This is a genomic window from Rhizobium sp. Leaf384 (assembly GCF_001424065.1).
In the GTDB taxonomy this organism is placed as follows: Bacteria; Pseudomonadota; Alphaproteobacteria; order Rhizobiales; family Rhizobiaceae; genus Ferranicluibacter.
Genome location: NZ_LMQE01000001.1, coordinates 329,278 through 351,278 on the forward strand (window position 1 = coordinate 329,278; position 22,001 = coordinate 351,278).

Sequence of the window (22,001 nt, forward strand, 5' to 3'; positions counted from 1 at the left end):
CGAAGTTCAGTCGAAGGCGGCACCGCGGGCGCCGAGAAGTTCACGCGCCAGCTGGCGGATCGCCTCTTCCGCGACATCGCGGTGCCAGCCGGAGGCTTCCGCCTGCTTGACCAGCTCCTGCAGTTCGTCGGGCAGTTCGGCACCGGCCGCCGAGCCCATGCTGACCTCACCGCTGCGCGTGATCGACTGGAAGGCATCGGCGAGGTTCGTCTTGCACGCCTCGACATCCTTTTTGCCTTCCATGTTTCCGTGCCCGAACGTTCTCGGTTCGACATTGCTGCTCATGACCGTCATCCTCCCGCGCCTCTTGCTCCGGCGTTGTCTTAGCAACACGTAAATCGGCGCGATTGTTCCGGAGGGCATCGCGACTTCTCGCCACGACACCTTGCCAGACGAGGCCGGATTGCTATGTCGTCAGAGAAATGAGGCGCGCCACTGGAGCCGTCGCCTCACGGACGGACGGACAGACGGTGGTGGGAATGACCGAGAACAACCGGACCGAAGACGCGTTCGCCTTTCTCGGGAAAGGGAATGGGATCAGGCAGTTGATCCGCGACTTTGAATGGGGTGCCACGCCGCTCGGACGCGTGGAGACGTGGCCGGGCAGCCTCAGAACGGCGACAGCGCTTCTGGTGCAGTCGTCCGTGCCGATCGTCATGCTGTGGGGCGAGCATGGCATCATGATCTACAACGACGCCTATTCCGTCTTTGCCGGCAAGCGCCACCCGCAGCTTCTGGGCTCCAAGGTCCGCGAGGGTTGGGCCGAGATTGCGGATTTCAACGATCACGTCATGAAGGTCGGCCTCGCCGGGGGTACGCTGGCCTATCGCGACCAGGAATTGACCCTGCACCGGCGCGGCGTCCCGGAACAGGTCTGGATGAATCTCGATTATTCGCCGGTGCTCGACGAAGCGGGAACGCCGGCCGGTGTCATCGCCATCGTGGTGGAAACGACCGGCGAGGTCGTGGCGCGCCAGCGCATTGCCCGCGAACACGAACGCCTGTTGCAGCTGTTTGCCCAGGCACCGACCTTCATGGCGATGCTGCGCGGCGAAAACCACGTGTTCGAGATGCTCAATCCCAACTATCAGGCGCTGATCGGCGACCGCGACGTCATCGGCAAGCCCGCTCGCGACGCCTTGCCGGAACTTGCCGACCAAGGCTTCTGGGCGCTCCTCGATCAGGCCTATCACACAGGTGAGCCTGTCAGCCGCTGGTCCGAGCGCCTCGTCATCATTCGCTCGCCCGATATCGGCCCCGAGGAGCGCTTCATCGATTTCGTCTATCAGCCCATCAAGTCCGACAGCGGCACCGTCACGCATATCTTCGTGCAGGGCTCGGATGTCACCGAACGGGTCATCGCCGAGCATCGCCAGCGCCTGCTCGTCAACGAGCTCAACCATCGCGTCAAGAACACGCTCGCCTCGGTTCAGGCCATCACCACGCAGACCTTGCGCGGTGCGATGTCGCTGCGGGAAGCATCCGATTCCATCAATGACCGGATCCTTGCCCTCTCGCGGGCGCACAACATGCTGACGGCGCAGAACTGGACGGGCGCCGATCTCTCCGACGTCCTCGACACGGCACTTGTGCTCGACGGGGATCCGGGCCGTCCCCGGTTCGACGTAACCTCCCCGGCCCTTCGTCTGGAGCCGCATGCCGCCTTGTCCCTTGCGCTCGCGCTCCACGAACTCGCCATCAATGCCGCGAAGTTCGGCGCGCTGTCGCGCCCGGACGGCCGCGTGGACATCGTCTGCGAGACCGCCCGGCTGGAGGATGAGGAGGTCTTCCGGATGACCTGGCGCGAGAAAGGCGGGCCGCCCGTGCAGACGCCGCAGCGGCGCGGTTTCGGCTTCCATCTCCTGGAACGCGCCCTTCCCGTCGAGCTGTCCGGAAAAGTGCGCATCCACCACAGGCCCGAGGGCCTTGTGTTCGAACTTTCGGCGCCGCTGTCCGCCATCCGCGAAAGCGCCGATCTTGGATAAGCTTGCCGGTAAACGTGTCCTGATCGTCGAGGACGAGATGCTGGTCGCGCTCCTCATCGAGGATTTCATTATCCAGTTGGGCTGCGAAATCGCCGGCATCGCGATGCGTCTCGAACCGGCCCTCGAGCTCGCCCGCACGATCGACGTCGATATCGCCATCCTCGATATCAACCTCGCCGGCAAACAGTCCTTTCCCATCGCCGAACTGCTGCGCACGCGCGGAATCCCCTTCGTGTTCGCCAGCGGCTATGGCGCTGCCGGGCTCGAAGGCTCCGGACTGTCCGCGCCCGTCCTGCAGAAGCCGTTCAATGTCGGCGATGTCGGCCGCCTTCTGGCGTCTGCGCTCTGACGCGGAGCGCCTGCCTCCGCATTGTCACGGAACGGTCATGTCTGCGTCATCGCCGTTGCGTAGGATATTTCACGACGCTCGGAATAATTCATCGCGGCTGCGACGAATGACAGGTCAGATCTGGTAATCGCCAGTCCGGCTGGGTCCTGTACAATCGGACGTCTGTTTATGTGCGCGCGCGTATCTCGGCACGCCCGTCAAATCGGTGGAGATCACCATGCCCACACGGAATTTCGGCCATCTCGCCGAAGGACATCCGGACGCACAGCATGCCTCTCGCGGAGGTCATGCGCTGGAACGCGTCTTCGAGGATCATTGCACGGCCGGTGCGGAGACGGGGGACATCGCCGCCGCGCGCCGGATTCACGTCTTCCAGTGCGGCATGATCAGCGAAGCCGCGCTGCAGGATCTGCTGCAGGACAGCGCCCGCGGCAGAAGCGAGCGCTAAGCGCGCCGTTCCGTTGCGCGGAGCCTCATCCAGCCGACAGCGCTTGCACCGGCTCAGGTGTCGACCTTTTCCTTTTCTCGCTTGGGCGCCGCGCGCTTCGGCTCTTCGGGTGCCGGAGGGGCGTAAGGCGTCTCGCCTTTGGGTGTCGGGGCCAGGAGGTTCTTCAGCGTCGACAGCCGGTCCTTCAACAGCGGCCGGAACCGGGTCGCGCGATACGGCATGTCGGCAGCGCCATAGCCTTCTGGCCCGTCGTCATTGCCCCGGTGGATCTCCTCGAGCTTCACGCCGATGAACTCGCCGTCGATATAGTGGCTGTAGGCGCCGACCCAGCGGATGGTGTAGATCTCGCCCTTGCGGATCAGCTGGTCGATCGAGACGTTCTTGAACTTGTCGTCGATGCAGACGACCTTCTGGCCGACATGGAAATTGTTCATCGCTGCCTCCGGCCGGACATGGCCCACCTCGGTTGATCGGTCACCTGCCCTGCAGGCGCCGCGGCGCTCCGTCGGCCTCTCGAGTTGTCTAAACGCAAGAGCCGCACGGCCCCGTCACGACCGCGCCCGGGACGCCGACTGGCTGCCTCCCTATAGAGCCAGTTGCCGCCCGCCCGCAAGTCCACCCCATCATCCCGTCCGGCAATCGCTCAGAGACGATGCAGAACCACGTCCGGACAGGCCTCGCGTGCGATCGCGCAGAGATGCTCGTGGTGCGTCAGGTAGATCACCTGTCCGACCCCCGCCATCTCCGCCATCAGCCGGAAGGCGTGGAAGGCGCGACCATCGTCGAAGGTCTCCATGATATCGTCCGCGATGAACGGCAGGGCCTCGCGCTGGGCGCTGATCTCGTGGAAGCCCGCCATGCGCAGCGCGAGATAGAGCTGGAACCGTGTTCCCTTCGACAGATCCCTCGCAAGCTTGGTCGCCCCCGTCACGGAGCGGACCAGCAGGAATTCCGTCCCCTTTTCCATCTCGGTCGACAGGCCCTCATATTCCCCGCCGCTGATGGTGGCGAAGGCGGCGGAGGCACGCTGCATCATCGCGCTGCGATGCCGTTCGCGGTAGAGCCGCAAGGCCATGTCAGCGGCCAGAAGCCCGGCGCGCAGCCGGAGATAGGCCAGCGCCTGCTCCTCGATATCGGCGAGAACCGTGCGGCGGCGTTCCTCGATAAAGGCGGCCGCATCGTCGCCGGCCGCCTTTTCCAGCCCCCGCTCCGCATCGCGCAGCTCGGCATGCCGATCCTGGACCATCCGATCCGCCTCGTCATGGCGCGCGGAGAGCTCGGCCGCCTCGCGGCGCAGCCCCTCCGCGTCGAGCGCAACGAGGATCATCTCGGCCTCCTCCGCTGTCGCGACCCGCAGGCGGGCTGCGAGATCGGACTCGGTTTCGCCGATACGTTCGCGCAATCGGGTTCGGTTTTTCGCGGTTTCGAGGTGGCTCGCGACGTCGCCGAGTTCGGTGCAGCCGAAGAAGGCCAGCATATCGCGCTTGCTGGCGTCGTGCCGCTCCTGGCTCTCGGCCAGCGAATGCGCTTCGCGCGCGCGTTCGTCCAGCTCCTGGGACAGACGGTCGAACAGCGCCTCGACCTGCTCGGCAGCCGCCACGCGCTGTAGCAGCCGTGTGTATACCGCCAGCGGATCGTCGCCGACCTCCAGATCGAGCTGCGTGCAGCAGGCGGAAACGGCCGCGACGAAGGCGGCCTGGTCGCGCCCCATCGCCTGGATCCGATGGTCGAAATCGTTGCGGCGCTGGACCAGCCGGTCGATCTCGGCCAGCACCGTCAGGGACGGCATGACCTCGGCCGGGCTCGGCACCACGCCGTCCGGCGCCAGCCAGAGCCCGGAGAGGACGTCCGCCCAGGATTGCGCCCATTCCGCCACCGCGGCCTCCGCCGCCTGTGCGTCGCTCCGCCGCGATGCGAGCGCGGCTTCCGTGCGCTTTAGAGCCTCCGAACGCGCACGCCCTTCGGCCGCCTCGGCCTGTGCCGCAGCCAGCACGCGCTCGCCGAAGGCCAGCGCCGTCTCGAAATCGTCGGGCAGCGCGGCATCCTCGCCGAAAGCGGCCGCCAACCGGGCCATGGCGCGCGCCTCGTCGGCGTCAGCCTGTGCCTGTTTCTGCCGCATGGCGCGCAGGGCCGTCCGGGTTTCCAGCGTCTTCAGGCGACGCTGCAACCAGTCCTCCAGCCGTGGGAGCGACAGGTCCGCCGGCAGGTTGCAGGCCTCCGCCGCCTGCGCGATCGCATCACCGAGCGCGCTGCGCTCCGCCAGCTGCTCGGCACGTTGCTGATCGTAGGCTGTCTGACGCGCGACGAGGTCGGCGATCGTCACCGCCAGAGCGCGGCTCCGGGCGATCTGTTCGGTCTGCGTCAGCCGCAAGGCGCTCGCCCGGTCATCCCTGTCCAGCGCGCTCTCGAACCTGTCGGCCGTGTCGGCGGCCAGCGTCTCGCGGTGTGCCCGCCAGGCGGCATCGCGCGCCCGGCGCAGCTCGGCCACGCGCCCGTCATCGGCAAATTCCGCCTGGGCGAGCAGGGAATCGCGCTCGGCCTGCGCGGTGGCCAGCTGTAGGGCGATTTCTGCGCGGCGCTCGTCGATGAGCCGCAGGCGCTCGGCCACACGCTCGCTTCGGAACGACCAGTCCGCCAGATCGCCCTCGGCGGGAACGGGCACGCGGGCGAGGCTCTCGCCATCGTGCCGGCCCGGAAGCGACGCCAGTTGATCGGAAAGGAGATCTTCGAGCCGCGCCGTCTCTTCGCGCGCGGCCGTCTGGCGAAGCGGGAAATCTTCACGCCGCAACGCGCGCAGGAGATCGGACAGGGCTTGCAGGCCGCCGGCTTGCAGGTCGCCGGCTTGCAGGTCGCGCGCCTGCAGATCGCGAGCGGGGGTCGCGCCCGGCGCCCGCCCTGCCCGTGGTTGGCCGTTCGTGTCCACGTCGTCCAGCGCCGTGCGGTGCGCGGCCTCGCTCAAGGCAAGCTCCCTGCGGGATGCGTCCTGCCGCTCGGTCAGGCGTGCATGGGACTCGGCCAGGGCTCGCAGCCGGCCAATGATCGCTGCGGGAATGAGAAGCGCTTCAGGGTTCTCGTCGGTGCGCCGGCCGAGCTGCAGCAGCCGCGCCGCCAGATCCGCGGCAACGACGGCGCGTTCCTGAGTGCGCGACGGCATGTCCTGGGCCGCCGTGCGGTAGCGGGCTTCGAGCCCCGAGCTTTCGAGACGACGCAGGTCGTCGCGCAGGGCGAGAACGGCTTCGTCACGCGCGAGCAGATCCCGCTCCTGCGTGCGCCGCGCGATATCGGCAGCGACCTGCGCAAGACGGATGCCGATCTCCGTTTCGGCCCGCATCAGGTCCGGCAGCATCTGGTGCCAGACGGCGGGCGGATCCGGGAGGTCGCTCAGGGCGGCCAGATCACCGCGCAACGCGCGCAGCCGCAGGAGCAGCGGCAGGCCCTCGAGCTTGGCATTCGCCGCGTCCCACTGGACGCGGAGCGCAGCGCGCATGGCAAGGGCGGCCTCGTGCCGTTCCGTCGCGAGGTCACGGGTCTTGCGAAGCGCTGTGTACTCCCGCTGGCTGACATCGATCGCCGCGCGCTCGTCCTTCAGCGCATCGAGTTCGGCCTTGAGTTCGGCCAGCCGATGCTTGCGCGCCTGCGGACGATAAAAGGCATCCGTCCGGCCCTTGAGGTCGGCCATGACGCCGGTCAGGTCCGGCAGCCCGGAGCTGGCGGAAAAGAGCAGCGCTCCCAGCTCGCCCTCGCTGCGCAGGATGCTTTCCCCGCCTTTTTCGATGCTGTCGTCATCGAGCGAGAACATCAGCTGGTAGGTTGCCCGGTCCACCGTGCCGAAGGCATTGGCGAGAAGGCCCTCGGGCAGTGGCTGGTCATGGGCGTCGATCAGCGTGTTCTGCTGCCGCTTGACCCTAAACAGAGACTGGCTGCGCCCGCCGGTGTCCACCGTCGCGCCGATGCGCATGGCGGGATAGGGATGAAGGAAGTTATAGGGGCTGCGGCCTTCGATGCCGAAGAACAGGTCGAGCACCGCCGAAAACAATGTCGACTTGCCGGCCTCGTTCGGTCCGTAAACCAGATGAAGGTCCGGCTTGCCGGGCCGGGCCGGCCCGAAATCGAGCTGCTTGCCGGTGAATTTTCCATAGCGGACGAGATCGAGGGCGGACAGACGCATCAGAGATCCCCTTCGCCGGCCCGCACATGCGCCAGCACCTCGTCGCTGCCGTCGCGCGCGATCTCGGCCAGCAGCGCCTCGACAGCGGCTTCATCCGTACCGAAGGTCTCCCGCAATTCGCGCGGCAGCTGGCCGAGAAGCTCGGCCATCAGGTCGGCCGCCTGCTGGCGAAACCCGTGCGCGCCGAGCACGTCGCGATGGATCAGCACCGAGAGTTCCGCAGCCGGGTCGAGGCCCGTCGCGGCGTCATGACCGGGGGTCGTCGCAAGATCAGGCGCCTGGCAGTCGATCTCGATCTTCTCCACCCAGCAGCCGGGCAAGGCATTGGCAAGCCCGGTCACCTCATCCGCCAGAAAACCCGGATCGCGCTTGAGCCGGAAGGCGAGCGCGGTGGTGCCCGTCAGCTGCAGGCGCAGAATGAGATGCTGCGCACCCGCCGCCGCGACGCGGCGCGCAAGATCGTCGCCGATCCGGGCGAGCAGCGCCCGCCATTCCGAGATGCCTGTCAGGTCGACGATCGCCCGCTCGAACACGGCGCTGCCGATGCGCCGTTCGTCATGACGGATGTCGCCCCCTTCGCCGACGGTGACGAGCGTCACGCTCTTCGGACCGGCTTCGTTGATGTCGCGGCCCTGCGGCATCCCCGGCATGACGATCAGCGGCCTTTCGCTGTGGACGAGACGATGATGCACGTGTCCGAGCGCCCAGTAATCGAAGCCGTGCGCGACAAGCTCCGTCGCGCTGCACGGGGCGTAGAGATCGTGGCCGGGCGCCCCGGCCAGACTCGTGTGCAGCATGCCGATATTGACGGCCTCCGGCTGGGGCCCGGGAAAGGACGGCAGGAGGCTGTCGGGCGCATGCGCCTGGTCGAAGCCGATCCCGTGGATATAGACGGCGCGCCCGTCGGCCAGGGTCGCCGCCTTGACGGATTTCGCACGGTTGGAAAAGACATGCACGTTGTCGGGAAAGGTCAATTCGCGGCGAATGGCCGACTGGTTGTCGTGATTGCCGCGAATGACGAAGACCCGCACGCCGGCCGTCTCCAGCCGGCGCATCTCGCCCATCAGGAACAGGGCCGTGTTCATCGAGGTCTGCGACCCGTCGTAGAGGTCCCCCGCGATCAGGAGGGCATCCACCGCCTCTGCGATGCAGAGATCGACGATGGCCGTCAGCGCGGCGCGGGTGGCACCGCGGACATGTTCTGCGAGCTCCCCGTTGCGGAGCGCCAGACTGCGGAGCGGAGAATCAAGGTGAAGGTCTGCGGTATGAACGAAGCGGAAAGCCATGCCCGACCATGGCCCTGCCGGCGCACGGACGTCAATCGTTTCGGCGTTCTCGCCGTCGTCTTTCCACCGGGCGGTCGCCTTCCGACCTGCACACGCCCTCACTGGCCAGATGCCGCGGCGCATGGTCTCCGGTGGCTTGTGTTGCTCTTCAGGAACCCCGATCCACTTTCACGCGACCCGGTTTCAGATCGCCGCGAAGGCATTTGACATGGGCCCTCATAACGTCCATCTCCACGTGATGAAAACGACATTCGACGTCTCCGACAAGCTGTTCGAGCTCTATCATCGCGTCCACCGGCTCATCAACCAGTCGATGACGGAGGAAGGCGTGTCGCTGGCCCGCAGCAAATTCCTGTTCTTCCTGAACAAGCTCGGTCCCTGCCGCTCGACGGATATCGCCTGCGCGCTCAACTTTGCGCCCCGCACGGTGACCGAGGCCATCGACGGACTGGAGCGCGACAAGCTGGTGGTCCGCCAGCCGGACCCCGAGGATCGCCGCGCCAAGATCGTGTCCATCACCGATGTCGGCCGGATCGCGCTCGAGGCCGCGGAACATCCGCGCAAACAGCTGATCGAGGAAATCTTTTCGGCGCTGGACGACGAGCAGCTCGACCAGCTGCACGACATCGTCAGCAAGCTGGTCCGCCGCACGGACGAAATCCGCGAGCGACGCGAGCAGGACGAGGCCGCCATGGCGTCGGCGACGGTACACGAGGCCTGAGCGCCGACAGCCGGCGCTGCGCCAACGCGATCGGGCCATCGCACCGGCCGAAAGGCCAGGACGAACGCCGGACGGCCAAGAGAACCGGGCACGAGGCCCGGTCCTGTCCTCCGACAGCGGTCACATCGCGTTGATCGTGCCGATGGTCCAGAACATCGTCTCGCCCGAGCTGTCATCGACGCCATCATTGTCGGTGACGACATAGCCGGTGCCCGTCCCGTCGATCGCAAAACCCTCGACCTTGTCGAGCACGTAGCCGTTCAGCGCCTTCAGATCGGGGAGCAGATCCCGGAATTCCTCCTTGGCGACGACCGGCAGCGGACCACCGAGCTTGGCCGGCTTCAGTTGGGCGAGTGACACCCGAAAGATCTTCTTCAGTTTCGCGGCCTGTCCGACGAGATTGTCGCGTTCGATGACATAGGCGTTGTCGCCGTAGATCGTGATTTCGGATAGGCCGACCCAGCCCTCGCCCGTCGTCTCGAGAGGATAGCGCACGGCGCCCCATTCCCCCGATTTTGGCGTGTAGGAGACGAGCTTGACGAAGCCCTTCTCGTCGTCCTTCCATTCGCGCTGCACCGCCATCCAAAGCGTCGTGTCATCGCCTTTTCCGGCGACGGCGATGCCTTCGAAGCCGTAGCGGGTCTCTGCGGCGCGCAGCTCTTCGGGAAGCGGGATTTCCTTCTTGATCTGGCCCTTGGCGTTGACCTGGTAGAGCGCATGCGGCACCAGCTTGTCGGCATTGCCTTCGGATGCCAGCCAGAAGCCGTCCTCCGTCGCGACGATGCCCTCGATGTCGAGTTTCTGCGCCGGTGCGCCGTCGCGGGTGATGGTCAACGCATCCGTGATCTCGGCCGGGCTCTTCGTCGCATCGATGGTGAAGATGTGCGGTTCGGCGCCATAGACGCTGTCGCTGACGGCATAGAGCTTGCCGGGCGCACCCGGCACGGCCGCCAGACCCGAGAGAGCGCCGAAGCCGATCGGCACGCCGTCCTTCTCTGCGGAGCGGAGTTGCGGATAGGCCGGCTTGCCCTCCTTGCGCTCGTAGATCATGACGTGCGAGCGCGCCGCCCCGTCTTCGACGAGGTCGGCCTCGTTGGCGGTGACCAGCAGGTTTCGGCCCGGAATGGCCACGCCGCCTTCCGGCGAGATGCCCGACGGCAGAAGCTGGAGCAGGTGCGGCTCGGCGCCGGTATCCTTGTAGACACCGACAAGCGACGCCCGCTCGGCGAGCACGAAGAACAGCCGATCATCGCCGAAGGTCGCCGCTTCCAGCCCCTCGGGCTCGATGCCCTTCGCCGCGGAACGCTTCTCGGGATAGTGACCCACGGCCGCCGCCGCATGCTCCAGGCTGGCGCCGGCCTCGAAGAGCACCGTGCCGCGGGTATCGAAGATGGTGAAACCGCGCGTACCGCCCTTCCAGTCTCCCTCGTTGGCGACAACCAGCCTGTCGTCGTCGAGCCACTTGACCGCATCCGGCTCCCGGGCCACGCCCTTCAGCGTGCCGGTGAAGGAAAGCTTGCCGTCCCGCATGGTGTCGATGCCGTCAAGGTCCACCGTGCCGGCCGAGAAATGCGAGACGACCTTACCGGAGCGCCCGTCGAGGATGACGATATGGTTGTTTTCCTGCAGCGTCAGTGCGATCTGGTCGCGACTGTTGAAGGCGACGAACTCCGGCTCCGGATCCTCGCCGCCGACGTCGGCCAGTCCGGTCAAGGCGACATGGCGGATGGTGGCGCAGTCGGGCACGCCGTCGTTGAGCTTCACGATGACGAGGTCGCCGGCCGGCATCTGCGGCAGCGCGCCGTCGTTCACCTCTTCGTCGCGCTCGTTCTCGATGGCGATGGCGGCGAGCGTCCGGTCCTTGTTCACCGCAACCGAGTCCGGCTGGCCACCCAGTTCGCAAGCCGCCGTCACGGCGCGGCTTGCAATGTCGACCGCCGCAAGCCTGCCTGACGGATTGGCGCGGTTCGGGCTCGTATTGACGGCAACGAGGGCCTTCGGGCCGGCAACCGTCACGGAGGTCGGCTCGCCGTCGAAGCGGACGACGCCGCCCGCCTTCGGTGACGCAGGGTTCGTGATGTCGATGAAGCCGATCGCCTTCTGGGGGCTGTCGGAATAGACCAGCGTCATTCCGTCGTCGGTGGCCGTGACAATTTCGGCGGAGGTCACCGTCTTGCGATCGACCTCGGCCGGCAGGTTGTCCGCCACGGCGAAGGACGCGATGCGGTTGAAGACGGGCTCCGCAGACGCGGGGCCGGCCACCGAGGCCGCAAGCAGGGCCGCGAGCGCGGCGGTGACGGATACGGTTTTCATGAGACATCCCCTCGACATGATCGCGGCGTCCAAGCCGCGGTGCCGGCAGACTGGTCGCGGCACCTGCCGGATTTCTGGCGTGCCCATATGACAGGGGAATGACAGGAACGAAAAAGGCCCGGGATGACCCGGGCCTGAAGACGAGGAGAGCGGCCTGAGCCCTCTCCTGTCGCTGGCGGATGGCAGGACGGGAAGAAGCCCCTGATCCCGCATCGCAGCGCCGCTTGAAGCGCGCGGTCTGCCGGGGTTCCCTTGGGAATGCCGGCGCCGAACGCTGATGTCACGACCCCTGAGGCGAAGCGTTGACGCCGCCCCGGGATCGCAAGGCCTTAGGAGTTGACCGCGTCCTTGAGGCCCTTGCCGGCCGCAAACTTCGGAACGTTGCGCGCGGGAATATCGACTTCCGCACCGGTGGAGGGGTTGCGGCCCTTGGAGGCTTCGCGACGGCTGACGGTGAAGTTGCCGAAGCCGACGAGGCGTACGTCGCCGCCGTTCTTCAGTTCACCCTGGATCACGTCGAACAGTGCTTCGACAGAGGCGGCAGCCTCCTTGTTCGTGATGCCGGCCTTTTCGGCAACAGCCGATACGAGCTCATTCTTGTTCATGTTTCCACCCTTTCAACTTGGTCCGAAACGACTTGTTTTCGGGCGACCGTACCATCGTCGCAGCGGTCGCCTTGGCAACCCAATCGCGCCGAATGCCCGGAAATGCAAGGCTTTGCGGTGCATTTTACGAAAAAAGACCGGCACAAAGGCCGGTCTTCCACTGATAAAGCGATGGATAACGGTGCAGGCGCCCTCCAGGGAGAGCCGAACCCTCGCGCCCCGGCCCCTTGCGAGACCGGTCGGAGAGCACCGGGGGAGCGGATCGTTTGCTCCCCCGGGCCTGTATCTTCAGTGGGCGAAACCCGCTGTGGTTTCGTCCGTATCGGCCGCAACCTTGACCGGCGCGACGTTCTTTGCCGGATCCCACTCGATGGCTTCGGGCATGCGGACCAGAGCGTGCTTGAGAACCTCGCCAATCAGCGACACGGGAATGATTTCCATGTTGTTCTTCACATTATCCGGAATTTCCGCCAGATCCTTGGCGTTTTCTTCCGGGATAAGCACCTTCTTGATCCCGCCGCGCAGGGCCGCAAGAAGCTTTTCCTTCAGGCCGCCGATCGGCAGAACCCGGCCGCGCAGGGTGATTTCCCCCGTCATGGCCACGTTCTTGTCGACCGGAATGCCCGTCATGATCGAGACGATGGCGGTGGCCATCGCAACGCCGGCCGAGGGACCATCCTTCGGGGTCGCCCCTTCGGGAACATGGACGTGGATGTCGCTCGTGTCGAAACGCGGCGGCTCGATGCCGAAGTCGATGGCGCGCGAGCGCACATAGGAGGCCGCCGCCGAAATCGATTCCTTCATCACGTCCTTCAGGTTGCCCGTCACCGTCATGCGGCCCTTGCCGGGCATCATCACGCCTTCGATCGTCAGCAGTTCGCCGCCGACCTCGGTCCAGGCCAGACCCGTGACCACGCCCACCTGGTCGGTGCGCTCGGCTTCGCCGTGGCGGAAGCGCGGAACGCCCAGATAGTCATGGATGTTCTCGGCCGTCACCTCGATGCTGGTGGCCTTGCCCTTGAGGATCTCGGTGACCGCCTTGCGGGCGAGCTTCATCAGCTCGCGCTCGAAGGAACGGACGCCCGCCTCGCGGGTGTAGGTCTGGATGACCGCCATCAACGCGCCGTCCGTCACCGAGAATTCGGCGGGCTTCAGGGCATGATCGGCGATCGCCTTGGGCAGGAGGTGCCGCTTTGCAATCTCCAGCTTTTCCTCTTCCGTGTAGCCGGCGATGCGGATCACTTCCATGCGGTCCATCAAGGGCGCCGGGATGTTCAGCGTGTTCGCCGTCGTGATGAACATCACGTTCGAAAGGTCGTACTCGACCTCCAGATAGTGGTCCATGAACGTGGCGTTCTGTTCCGGATCGAGAACCTCGAGCAGGGCCGACGACGGATCACCTCGGAAGTCCTGGCCCATCTTGTCGATTTCATCGAGCAGGAAGAGCGGGTTGGACTTCTTGGCCTTCTTCATCGACTGGATGACCTTGCCGGGCATCGAGCCGATATAGGTCCGGCGGTGGCCGCGGATCTCGGCCTCGTCACGAACGCCGCCCAGTGCCATGCGGATGTATTCGCGGCCGGTCGCCTTGGCGATCGACCGGGCGAGCGACGTCTTGCCGACGCCCGGAGGACCGACGAGGCACAGGATGGGGCCCTTGATCTTGGCGGAGCGCGCCTGCACGGCGAGATACTCGACGATGCGTTCCTTGACCTTGTCGAGGCCGAAGTGATCGAGCTCCAGCACCTTTTCGGCCGCGTTGAGATCGGTCTTGACCTTCGACTTCTTGTTCCACGGAATGCCCGTCAGCCAGTCCAGATAGTTGCGCACGACGGTGGCTTCCGCCGACATCGGGCTCATCTGGCGCAGCTTCTTCATCTCGGCGTCGGCTTTTTCCCGCGCCTCCTTGGAGAGCTTGGCCTTGTTGATCTTGTCTTCCAGTTCGGCCATCTCGTCGCGGCCTTCCTCGCCGTCGCCGAGCTCCTTCTGGATCGCCTTCATCTGTTCGTTCAGGTAGTATTCGCGCTGGGTCTTCTCCATCTGGCGCTTGACGCGCGAGCGGATCCGCTTCTCCACCTGCAGCACGGAAATCTCGCCTTCCATGAAGCCGAGCGCCTTTTCGAGGCGCGCCTTCACGCTCGTCGTTTCCAGCATTTCCTGCTTTTCGACGATCTTGATGGAGAGATGCGAGGCGACCGTGTCGGCCAGCTTCGAGTAGTCCTCGATCTGGCTGGCGGCACCGACGACCTCGGGCGAAATCTTCTTGTTGAGCTTTACGTAGCTCTCGAACTCGGAGACGACCGAGCGCGAAAGGGCTTCGATCTCGACCGGATCTTCCGCGGGTTCGGCCAGCGGGTGCGCCATCGCCTCGTAGAATTCCTCGCGACGGGTATAGCCATCGATCTCCGCGCGCGACCGGCCCTCGACCAGCACCTTCACGGTGCCGTCGGGAAGCTTCAGGAGCTGCAGGACATTGGCGATCGTGCCGATCTGATAGATCGCGGAGGGTTCCGGATCGTCATCGCCGGCATTGATCTGGGTCGCAAGCATGATCTGCTTGTCGGTACCCATGACCTCTTCCAGGGCGCGGATCGACTTTTCGCGACCCACGAAGAGGGGCACGATCATATGGGGGAACACCACGATGTCACGCAGGGGAAGGACTGGGAAGGTCCCGCTCTCGGCTGCCGAAGACGTTTTGTTCGTCATGTCATTTCCTTTCCGTCCCGTTTCCGGGAGCGTTACCCGAAGCACTTCAAGGATGCTTCCGGTCATCACTTTTTCCACTGTCACAGGTGGAGGCTGCGAGACCCGTTTTCAACCCTTCGACGGTCCGGCCGGCAGCATTCCCGGCAGCTATCGAAGCGTATCGCCCAATAGAGGCTACGTGACTGTCGCGGACCTTGCCATGCGACCGACGCGTCATGATTCGGCCCTCCGGCCCGCGACACGAAACCGTCATATCATCGCGCGGTCGGGATGCTTTAGCAATGGCGGAATGAGCGGGGTCCCGATAGCGCTCGGCCCTTGCGGACCGACGGGCGATCTGCAACGCTGACGGTCCGGATTCATCCGTCCGGTCCCTACCCCACCCAATCTCCTACCCGTGCGCCCGGGCGCTGCACCCCAGCCGTACGAAGACCCGCCCCGCGATTGGAACGCCTGTGAACCTTCATTCCCGTCCCCGGGTCGGCCCGGAGGTCCCGACGGCGGGCGATGTCACCCTGCTGTCGATCAGCCAGGCGACCACGGCCACCTTCTCCGACGTGTTCATCGGTCTCGCCTTCCTCTGCTTTATCCATGTCGGCTCCAAGCGCGTGTCCTGTCCGATCAATGGCGAGATCATCGGCCACGAAGGCGACCTGCTTGCCTTCCCGCCCGGCGCCGTCGTGACCTTGGAAAACCGCGCGCTCCGGAACGAGACCTATCGTGCGGACGGCGCTTATTTCACGCAGGATCTTGTTGACGCGGTCTTTCCGCGACAGCACCCCCGCTCCGCCTCGCCCGGCATCCAGATCATCCGGGCCGATCATCAGCCGGGCGCCCTGCTTCGTCTCATCCGGGACACGCTGTCGGCCACAGACCTGCCGGATGCGATCCGCCGACACCGCCTGCTGGAGCCGCTTCTCTGGCTGCAGCATCACGGCGTGCACTTCCCGGCGCAGGCTGATCGCCAGCCCATGATCCGGCTGCGTCGTCTTCTCGAGACGGATCTGAGCCATCCCTGGCGTGTGGCGGAGGTCGCCCGGCATTTTGCCATGAGCGAGGCGACCCTCCGTCGCTGGCTTGGCGGGTCGGAGCTGGGCTTCTCGAAGATCCTGCAGAACACCCGACTGGAGAAGGGACTGGCCCTGCTGCAGACGACGGAACTTCCGGTCTCGCACGTCGCGCAGGATTGCGGATTCAAGACACAGTCCCACTTTTCCGATGCCTTCCGAAGGCGCTTCGGCATCCCGCCGCGCGCCATCCGCGTCGCGGTCGATTGAGCGTTTTTCGATAAAAGATGAAGGCCGGGCGAAAGCGGCGACGGCCACAGACGGATACGCTGCAGAGGTCTTCCATCCTCTCCAGAAAGGGACAGAAAATGTCGTCCGTTCAGCCCATATCCCGGTTCAACCCTGTCAAGCGTGCCAGACAGGCCGGCCTCGTGTTTTGCAGCCTCCTCGTCGGCGGCCTGATGCTCGGAGGCCTCGCCACGCGCGCCGCGGCAGAAGACTTCAAGGTCACGAGCACGTCCATGCGCGAGGGCGGCAAGCTGGAGACCGCGCAGGTCTTCAAGGGGTTCGGCTGCGACGGCGGCGACGCCTCCCCGCAACTGTCCTGGTCCGGCGCACCGGTCGGGACCAAAAGCTTTGCCGTCACCGCCTACGATCCCGACGCGCCGACCGGGTCCGGCTGGTGGCACTGGGCCATCGTGAACATCCCGGCCGCCACCACCGCGCTTTCCGCCGGCATCAGCGGCACCGACGCCCTTCCCAAGGGCGCGGTCGAGCTCAAGAACGACTATGGAACGCGGGGCTTCGGCGGCGTCTGCCCGCCGCCCGGCGCCGTCCATCGCTATATCTTCACCGTGCACGCGCTTAGCGTCCCGGCACTCGATCTGCCGGAGGATGCGAGCAACGCGCTTGCCGGTTTCATGATCGGCGGCGCGACCCTCGGCACGGCGCGCCTCACCGCCGTCTATAACCGGTAGGCGCCCTCCCCGCGCAGACCGCGATCCGAAAACAAAAAGGGCCCGCATCGCTGCGGGCCCCTTTTTTCAACAGTCTCTGGCGCCATCAGGCGGAAACATTGGCCTTTTCGTCCGTGCGCTCCGAGTAGATGTAGAGCGGACGGGCCGAACCCTTGACGACCTCGTCGGAGATGACGACTTCGCGCACGCCTTCGAGCGTCGGAAGTTCGAACATCGTGTCGAGCAGGATCTTCTCCATGATCGAGCGAAGGCCGCGAGCGCCGGTCTTGCGGATGATGGCGCGCTTGGCGATCTCGCGCAGCGCGTCTTCGTGGAACGTCAGTTCCACGTCTTCCATCTCGAACAGGCGCTGGTACTGCTTGATCAGCGCGTTCTTCGGCTCCGACAGAATCTGGATCAGCGCATATTCATCGAGATCCTCGAGCGTCGCCAGAACGGGCAGACGGCCGATGAATTCCGGAATAAGACCGAACTTGACCAGATCTTCCGGCTCCAGTTCGCGCAGGACCTCGCCGACGCGGCGATCTTCCGGTGCCCGGACAGCCGCGCCGAAGCCGATCGACGTCTTTTCGCCACGGGCGGAGATGATCTTGTCGAGACCGGCAAACGCGCCGCCGCAAATGAACAGAATGTTCGTCGTGTCGACCTGCAGGAATTCCTGCTGCGGATGCTTGCGGCCACCCTGCGGGGGAACCGAAGCGACGGTGCCTTCCATGATCTTCAGCAGCGCCTGCTGCACGCCTTCGCCCGAAACGTCCCGCGTGATCGAAGGATTGTCGGACTTGCGCGAGATCTTGTCGACTTCGTCGATGTAGACGATGCCGCGCTGGGCGCGTTCGACATTGTAGTCGGCCGCCTGGAGCAGCTTCAGGATGATGTTCTCGACATCCTCGCCGACATAGCCGGCTTCGGTCAGCGTCGTCGCATCGGCCATGGTGAAGGGAACGTCGATGATGCGGGCGAGCGTCTGGGCGAGATACGTCTTGCCGCAGCCGGTCGGGCCCACGAGCATGATGTTCGACTTGGCCAGTTCGATGTCGCTGCCCTTGGCCGAATGGGCCAGGCGCTTGTAATGGTTGTGGACGGCAACCGACAGGATGCGCTTGGCCTGCTGCTGGCCAATCACGTATTCGTCGAGAACCTTGATGATTTCCTGTGGCGTGGGAACGCCATCGCGGGACTTGACCATCGAGGTCTTGTTTTCCTCGCGGATGATGTCCATGCACAGCTCGACGCATTCATCGCAGATGAAAACGGTCGGGCCGGCAATCAGCTTGCGGACTTCGTGCTGGCTCTTGCCGCAGAAGGAACAATACAGGGTATTCTTAGAGTCACCGCCGTTGCTGCCGCTGACTTTGCTCATTTCACTTTCCTTCCAGCACGCCGCGCATCCCGTGCGGGACGCAACGAACCACTCAAACCGCTCCGCAGACTGGCGCGCCGTTCAGCGTCAATGTGCTTTGCTTCCGGGAGTACGAACCGGCCGCGTTTTCACGCGGGCCGGCGGCAACTTGTCTCCCACCGAAAACCGGATGCTAGGACGCGAGAACTCAACATAGCATTAACGGTTGATAGTAACGGCTTTGGTCTCGGGATAAAGACCCTTGAAAGTTACAATTGTGTCACAAATGCATCATCCGCGACACAAAAGCCATGATCAACTTTCGACGGCCGATTCCATGGCTTCGCGCGAGGTGATGACCTTGTCGATCACGCCCCAGGCAAGCGCCTCGTCCGAGGTCATGAAGTGGTCACGATCGAGCGTCTGTTCAACCTCTTCGTAGGTCCGGCCGCAATGCTTGACGTAAACCTCATTGAGACGACGCTTCATCTTGATGATATCGCGGGCATGACGCTCGATGTCGGAGGCCTGCCCCTGGAACCCGCCGGAGGGCTGGTGCACCATGATGCGGGCATTCGGCGTCGAGAAGCGCATGTCCTTGTGGCCGGCGGCCAGAAGCAGCGACCCCATGGATGCGGCCTGCCCGATGCACAGCGTCGAGACGGCCGGCTTGATGAACTGCATCGTGTCGTAGATGGCCATGCCGGCGGTGACGACGCCACCCGGCGAGTTGATGTAGATGGCGATTTCCTTCTTCGGATTTTCCGCCTCGAGAAACAGGAGCTGGGCGCAGACCAGCGTTGCCATATGATCTTCCACAGGGCCGGTGAGGAAGATGATGCGCTCCTTCAGGAGGCGCGAAAAGATGTCGTAGGAGCGTTCGCCACGGTTGGTCTGCTCGACGACCATCGGCACGAGCGCCATAGCGGTATCAACGGGATTTGTCATGTCAGCCCTTCGTCTCATGAATGCGCGAACACTTCGCGTATCGGAATCATTCGAATATCTCTGCCCCTTTACATAGAGTGTCAGAGGTAGGCACTTCAAGTCGGCTGCCGTCTATAACGTTAACGAGAGGCGCTTGCCCGAGGGTGGCGTCAGAGCTGCGATTCGATGGGCAGAAAGCCGATGATCGCGGCTGTCGCCCGTCGCCAGAAACCGGCATCCGGCTCGCGCTCGAGCATGCGCGAACAGTGCTGCGCCTCGTCGTTCCAGCAGAGCCGGCCGTTCTCCAGCGAGAGCCGGAAGCTCGTGCCCGGGTGGGTCTCGAGCGCGAAGACCGCATCGACGTCGGCGACCAGGGCCGGACAGGTGAAGAGCACCCCCATCTCGGTGTTGAGCGAGGCCGACCGGGGGTCGAAATTCATCGACCCGACGAAGCCCCCCTTGCCATCGATGGTGAAGGCCTTGGTGTGGAGGCTCGCGCCGCGCGATCCGAACAGCGAGAGCCGCTGCGTCTCGGTCGCCTCCGACACGGCCTTCAGCTCGTAGAGCGTGACGCCGCCGGCCACCAGCTTGCGGCGGTAGTTCGCATAGGCGCCGTGTACGGCCGCGACGTCGGTTGCCGCCAGCGAATTGGTGAGGACCGCCACATCCACGTCCCGCGCGACCAGCCCGCAGAGCGTCTTCACGCCGTCGGTGCCGGGGATGAAATAGGGGGAGATGATCTTCACGCTGCGTCCGGCCGCGGTGATATGCGGCAGCAATTCCTGCATGAGCCAGTTCTGCCGACGCTCCAGATGCGCCTTTTCGGGCGGATCGGCCTTGATCGTGATGTCGCCGGTGAACCGGAGGTCCCCGCTGCCGTGGAAGAGCCCCGGGGCAGCTTCGGCGGCTTCGACATGCCCGAGGTAATGCCGCCCGCCTTTGCCGCGCGCGAGTTTGCCGAGCTTGCGGCGCAGGCGCGGCAGGTAGTGCCGGTGCGGCGTGCGCAGCGAACCGATCGGCAGCACCATCGAGCTGTTCCAGTAGTCGTCGAAGACGGCGCTCGCCTCGCGCGCGATCGGGCCAAGCATCCACATGTCGAGGTCCCGGAAGTTCGCCTGCTCGGCGGCATCGAAATAGGCATCGCCGATGTTGCGTCCGCCGGCGACGACGAGGCGGCCATCGGCGATCCAGGTCTTGTTGTGCATGCGTCGCGTGGCGCGCAGAGGGCGCAGCATCATCTCCAGCCCGCGGCGGAAGCGATCGTTGCGCGCACGGCTGGGATTGAACAGCCGGACCTGAATGTTGTCGTGCGCGTCGAGCGCCAGGCAGAAGCGGTCGTGCAGCCCGGCATTGATGTCGTCCAGGAGCAGGCGCACCTTCACGCCCCGATCGGCCGCCGCGAGAACCTCGGCAGCCAAAAGCCGTCCCGTCAGATCGCGCCGCCAGTAGTAATACTGCAGGTCGAGGCTGCGTCCCGCCTTGCGGGCGGACACGGCGCGGACGGAGAAGGCGTCGAGGTTGTCCGCGACCAGCGTCGCTGCGCTCTGTCCGTCCCGGCCCGCCAGCAGCGGTACGCTGTCCCGGTCGATCGCCGTCTGCCCCTCCACCGGCTCGATCGCCTTGGCCGGCTGACCGTAGAGATGCCGGCCGAAGCGGCCATAGACGTAGATGGTGCCGAGCGCTGCCAGCATCGCCAGGATCGCAAGGGAGATGGTCATCCAGTTCATGAAGCGGTCGAGAGCCTCCGGTGGGTCGGGGTGCGGCAGCGAAAGGAAAGCGCGCGCCTAGCCCAGCTGTGCCGTCGGCCCCTGCCGTCCCTCGCCATCCGTCTCGCCGGTGGGGACCGTCTCGCTGCGGGGCGCGGCCCCGGCGACCAGGTCTTTGCGGGTGGCGAGCGCGGCTTTCAGATCGATATGGGCCTTCAGCGGCAAATGGTCGGAGGCCACACGCGACAGGGTGGAATGGTGCACCTCCACATGCGTCACCAGCGTATGCGGACTGCCCATCACCCGGTCAAGGGCCAGCAGAGGATAACGCGACGGAAAGCTCGGCACGGCCGAGATCGAATGGTCGAAGACCGGCGACAGGAGCGACAGGGCGGAACGGCGGCCGATCCGCCATTCGTTGAGATCCCCGATCAGCAATGTCGGCCGTTCCTCGGCCTCTTCGATCGCCGCAAGAATCGCGCGGGCCTGCTGGCTGCGCGAATGCCGGAGCAGGCCGAAATGGGCGGCGATGATGCGCAGCGGTCCATGTTTCAGGTCGAGATCCACCACCAGCGCGCCGCGCGGCTCGACCCCCGGCAGTTTCAGCTGGTTGACCTTGGCGACGGCGCCCTCGCGCACCAGCAGGAGATTTCCGTGCCAGCCATGCCCCTTGGGCGAAAAGGCCGCGATCGGCACCGACAGGAGATGGCAATCCCGGTGAAGCCGCTCCAGATCGAGCAGGCCCGCCCGCTCGCCGAAGCGCTGGTCGGCCTCCTGCAGGGCAATGATATCGGCGTCGATCTCGCAGATCACATCCATGATGCGGCCGGGGTCGAAGCGCTTGTCGGTTCCCACGCATTTGTGGATGTTGTAGGAGGCAACCACCGTATCGCCCCGTGCGCCGGCGGACGCCTCCCGCCCCGGCAGAGGAACGCGGCGCGCCCGCAGCGCCGCCAACAGACCGCCCGCCGACTTGCCGGCTTTGAGGCCCGCGCTGAGGAACGGGACGGGCGTGGCTCGTTTTTGCGACATGGCGGCACTTACCTTGGCTTTTCGATACTCGGGTCGGTTTCGGTCGAAGGCTGTCTTCAGGATGTAGCGAGCAGAGCGCGGCTGACAAGGCAGCGCATCGCCGCAACAGCGCTTCCGGGCCAAACGGACAGGAGAGCGAAGATCCCGGCTGACGTCCTCAGACTTCCGTTCGGCCGTTCGCGCGGGGGTTGGCGGCGCGCCCGGCAGAAACCGCCCCCTTGAAAGCGAAAACCCGATCTTGACATCCGTCCCGTCCGGCAGCCTTCTGTGGCATCCGCCGCATGCCGGAGGCGTCCGTTCGCGACAGCCCTGCACCTGACCATCCCCCTGCCCGAGGTTTCCCTGCCCGCGGTCCCTCTGTCCGAGGTCTCCCTCTCCCCGCCTTGCGACCGTGTCGTTCTCCCATCGTTGCTCATACTGGACATG

General features: G+C 65.2%; 17 protein-coding genes. 6 read left to right on the plus strand and 11 right to left on the minus strand.

All coding sequences use genetic code 11. From position 1 onward, the window contains the following. Positions 1 to 6 precede the first annotated feature (6 nt). On the minus strand, positions 7 to 285 hold the full coding sequence (locus ASG25_RS01630) for a hypothetical protein (protein ID WP_156379920.1): 279 nt from the start codon (positions 283 to 285) through the stop codon (positions 7 to 9). A 194-nt stretch (positions 286 to 479) separates the two neighbouring features. Here ASG25_RS01630 and ASG25_RS01635 point away from each other — a divergent pair, with 194 nt between their 5' ends. The 3 genes from ASG25_RS01635 (at position 480) to ASG25_RS01645 (ending at position 2,782) form a co-directional block, all read left to right on the plus strand. Further along, a complete protein-coding gene (locus ASG25_RS01635; RefSeq protein ID WP_062468427.1) occupies positions 480 to 1,985 on the plus strand; it encodes an HWE histidine kinase domain-containing protein in 1,506 nt (501 codons plus the stop codon). After that, positions 1,978 to 2,334: a response regulator gene (locus ASG25_RS01640; protein WP_156379921.1), complete on the plus strand. Its 357-nt coding sequence runs from the start codon at positions 1,978 to 1,980 to the stop codon at positions 2,332 to 2,334. The genes ASG25_RS01635 and ASG25_RS01640 overlap by 8 nt, the downstream gene beginning before the upstream one ends. A gap of 217 nt (positions 2,335 to 2,551) precedes the next feature. Then, entirely contained in the window at positions 2,552 to 2,782 is a 231-nt protein-coding gene (locus ASG25_RS01645) for a hypothetical protein (protein ID WP_062468429.1), read from the plus strand. A gap of 53 nt (positions 2,783 to 2,835) precedes the next feature. Here the strand turns inward: ASG25_RS01645 and ASG25_RS01650 are convergent, their stop codons facing one another. The 3 genes from ASG25_RS01650 to ASG25_RS01660 all read right to left on the minus strand — a co-directional run bounded on the left by ASG25_RS01650 (position 2,836) and on the right by ASG25_RS01660 (position 8,236). Next, the gene (locus ASG25_RS01650; RefSeq protein WP_062468431.1) at positions 2,836 to 3,216 is read right to left on the minus strand and encodes a hypothetical protein; all 381 of its coding nucleotides are present in this window, start codon (positions 3,214 to 3,216) and stop codon (positions 2,836 to 2,838) included. A gap of 209 nt (positions 3,217 to 3,425) precedes the next feature. Beyond that, the gene (locus tag ASG25_RS01655; RefSeq protein ID WP_062468433.1) at positions 3,426 to 6,950 is read right to left on the minus strand and encodes an AAA family ATPase; all 3,525 of its coding nucleotides are present in this window, start codon (positions 6,948 to 6,950) and stop codon (positions 3,426 to 3,428) included. Beyond that, the gene (locus tag ASG25_RS01660; protein ID WP_062471873.1) at positions 6,950 to 8,236 is read right to left on the minus strand and encodes a DNA repair exonuclease; all 1,287 of its coding nucleotides are present in this window, start codon (positions 8,234 to 8,236) and stop codon (positions 6,950 to 6,952) included. Before ASG25_RS01660 ends, ASG25_RS01655 begins: the two co-directional genes overlap by 1 nt. Before the next feature lie 238 nt (positions 8,237 to 8,474). Between ASG25_RS01660 and ASG25_RS01665 the strand changes: the two genes are divergently transcribed. Continuing rightward, complete coding sequence (locus ASG25_RS01665; RefSeq protein ID WP_062468435.1) at positions 8,475 to 8,957, plus strand: MarR family transcriptional regulator; 483 nt, start codon at positions 8,475 to 8,477, stop codon at positions 8,955 to 8,957. 120 nt (positions 8,958 to 9,077) lie between these two features. Here ASG25_RS01665 and ASG25_RS01670 read toward each other — a convergent pair whose 3' ends face one another. From ASG25_RS01670 to lon, 3 genes are all read right to left on the minus strand, one after another. Next, a complete protein-coding gene (locus tag ASG25_RS01670) occupies positions 9,078 to 11,270 on the minus strand; it encodes an esterase-like activity of phytase family protein (protein WP_062468437.1) in 2,193 nt (730 codons plus the stop codon). Between the two features lie 329 nt (positions 11,271 to 11,599). Further along, a complete protein-coding gene (gene hupB / locus ASG25_RS01675) occupies positions 11,600 to 11,875 on the minus strand; it encodes a DNA-binding protein HupB (protein ID WP_062468444.1) in 276 nt (91 codons plus the stop codon). Positions 11,876 to 12,163: 288 nt separating this feature from the next. Then, positions 12,164 to 14,584, minus strand: a complete 2,421-nt coding sequence (lon, locus tag ASG25_RS01680) for an endopeptidase La (protein ID WP_062471876.1) — start codon at positions 14,582 to 14,584, stop codon at positions 12,164 to 12,166. Between the two features lie 455 nt (positions 14,585 to 15,039). On the opposite strand from lon, the gene ASG25_RS01685 reads away from it, so the two are divergent. Both ASG25_RS01685 and ASG25_RS01690 read left to right on the plus strand, forming a co-directional pair. Further along, a complete protein-coding gene (locus ASG25_RS01685) occupies positions 15,040 to 15,861 on the plus strand; it encodes an AraC family transcriptional regulator (RefSeq protein ID WP_082479808.1) in 822 nt (273 codons plus the stop codon). A gap of 191 nt (positions 15,862 to 16,052) precedes the next feature. Further along, positions 16,053 to 16,568 (plus strand): YbhB/YbcL family Raf kinase inhibitor-like protein, encoded by a 516-nt coding sequence (locus ASG25_RS01690; RefSeq protein WP_062471882.1) that lies wholly within the window; start codon positions 16,053 to 16,055, stop codon positions 16,566 to 16,568. A gap of 85 nt (positions 16,569 to 16,653) precedes the next feature. Here the strand turns inward: ASG25_RS01690 and clpX are convergent, their stop codons facing one another. The 4 genes from clpX to ASG25_RS01710 all read right to left on the minus strand — a co-directional run bounded on the left by clpX (position 16,654) and on the right by ASG25_RS01710 (position 21,575). Next, a complete protein-coding gene (gene clpX, locus ASG25_RS01695; protein ID WP_062468445.1) occupies positions 16,654 to 17,931 on the minus strand; it encodes an ATP-dependent Clp protease ATP-binding subunit ClpX in 1,278 nt (425 codons plus the stop codon). Positions 17,932 to 18,225: 294 nt separating this feature from the next. Continuing rightward, positions 18,226 to 18,858, minus strand: a complete 633-nt coding sequence (locus ASG25_RS01700) for an ATP-dependent Clp protease proteolytic subunit (protein ID WP_062468447.1) — start codon at positions 18,856 to 18,858, stop codon at positions 18,226 to 18,228. 149 nt (positions 18,859 to 19,007) lie between these two features. Further along, entirely contained in the window at positions 19,008 to 20,564 is a 1,557-nt protein-coding gene (locus ASG25_RS01705; RefSeq protein ID WP_062468449.1) for a phospholipase D family protein, read from the minus strand. 57 nt (positions 20,565 to 20,621) lie between these two features. After that, positions 20,622 to 21,575 (minus strand): endonuclease/exonuclease/phosphatase family protein, encoded by a 954-nt coding sequence (locus ASG25_RS01710; protein WP_156379922.1) that lies wholly within the window; start codon positions 21,573 to 21,575, stop codon positions 20,622 to 20,624. Positions 21,576 to 22,001 lie beyond the last annotated feature (426 nt).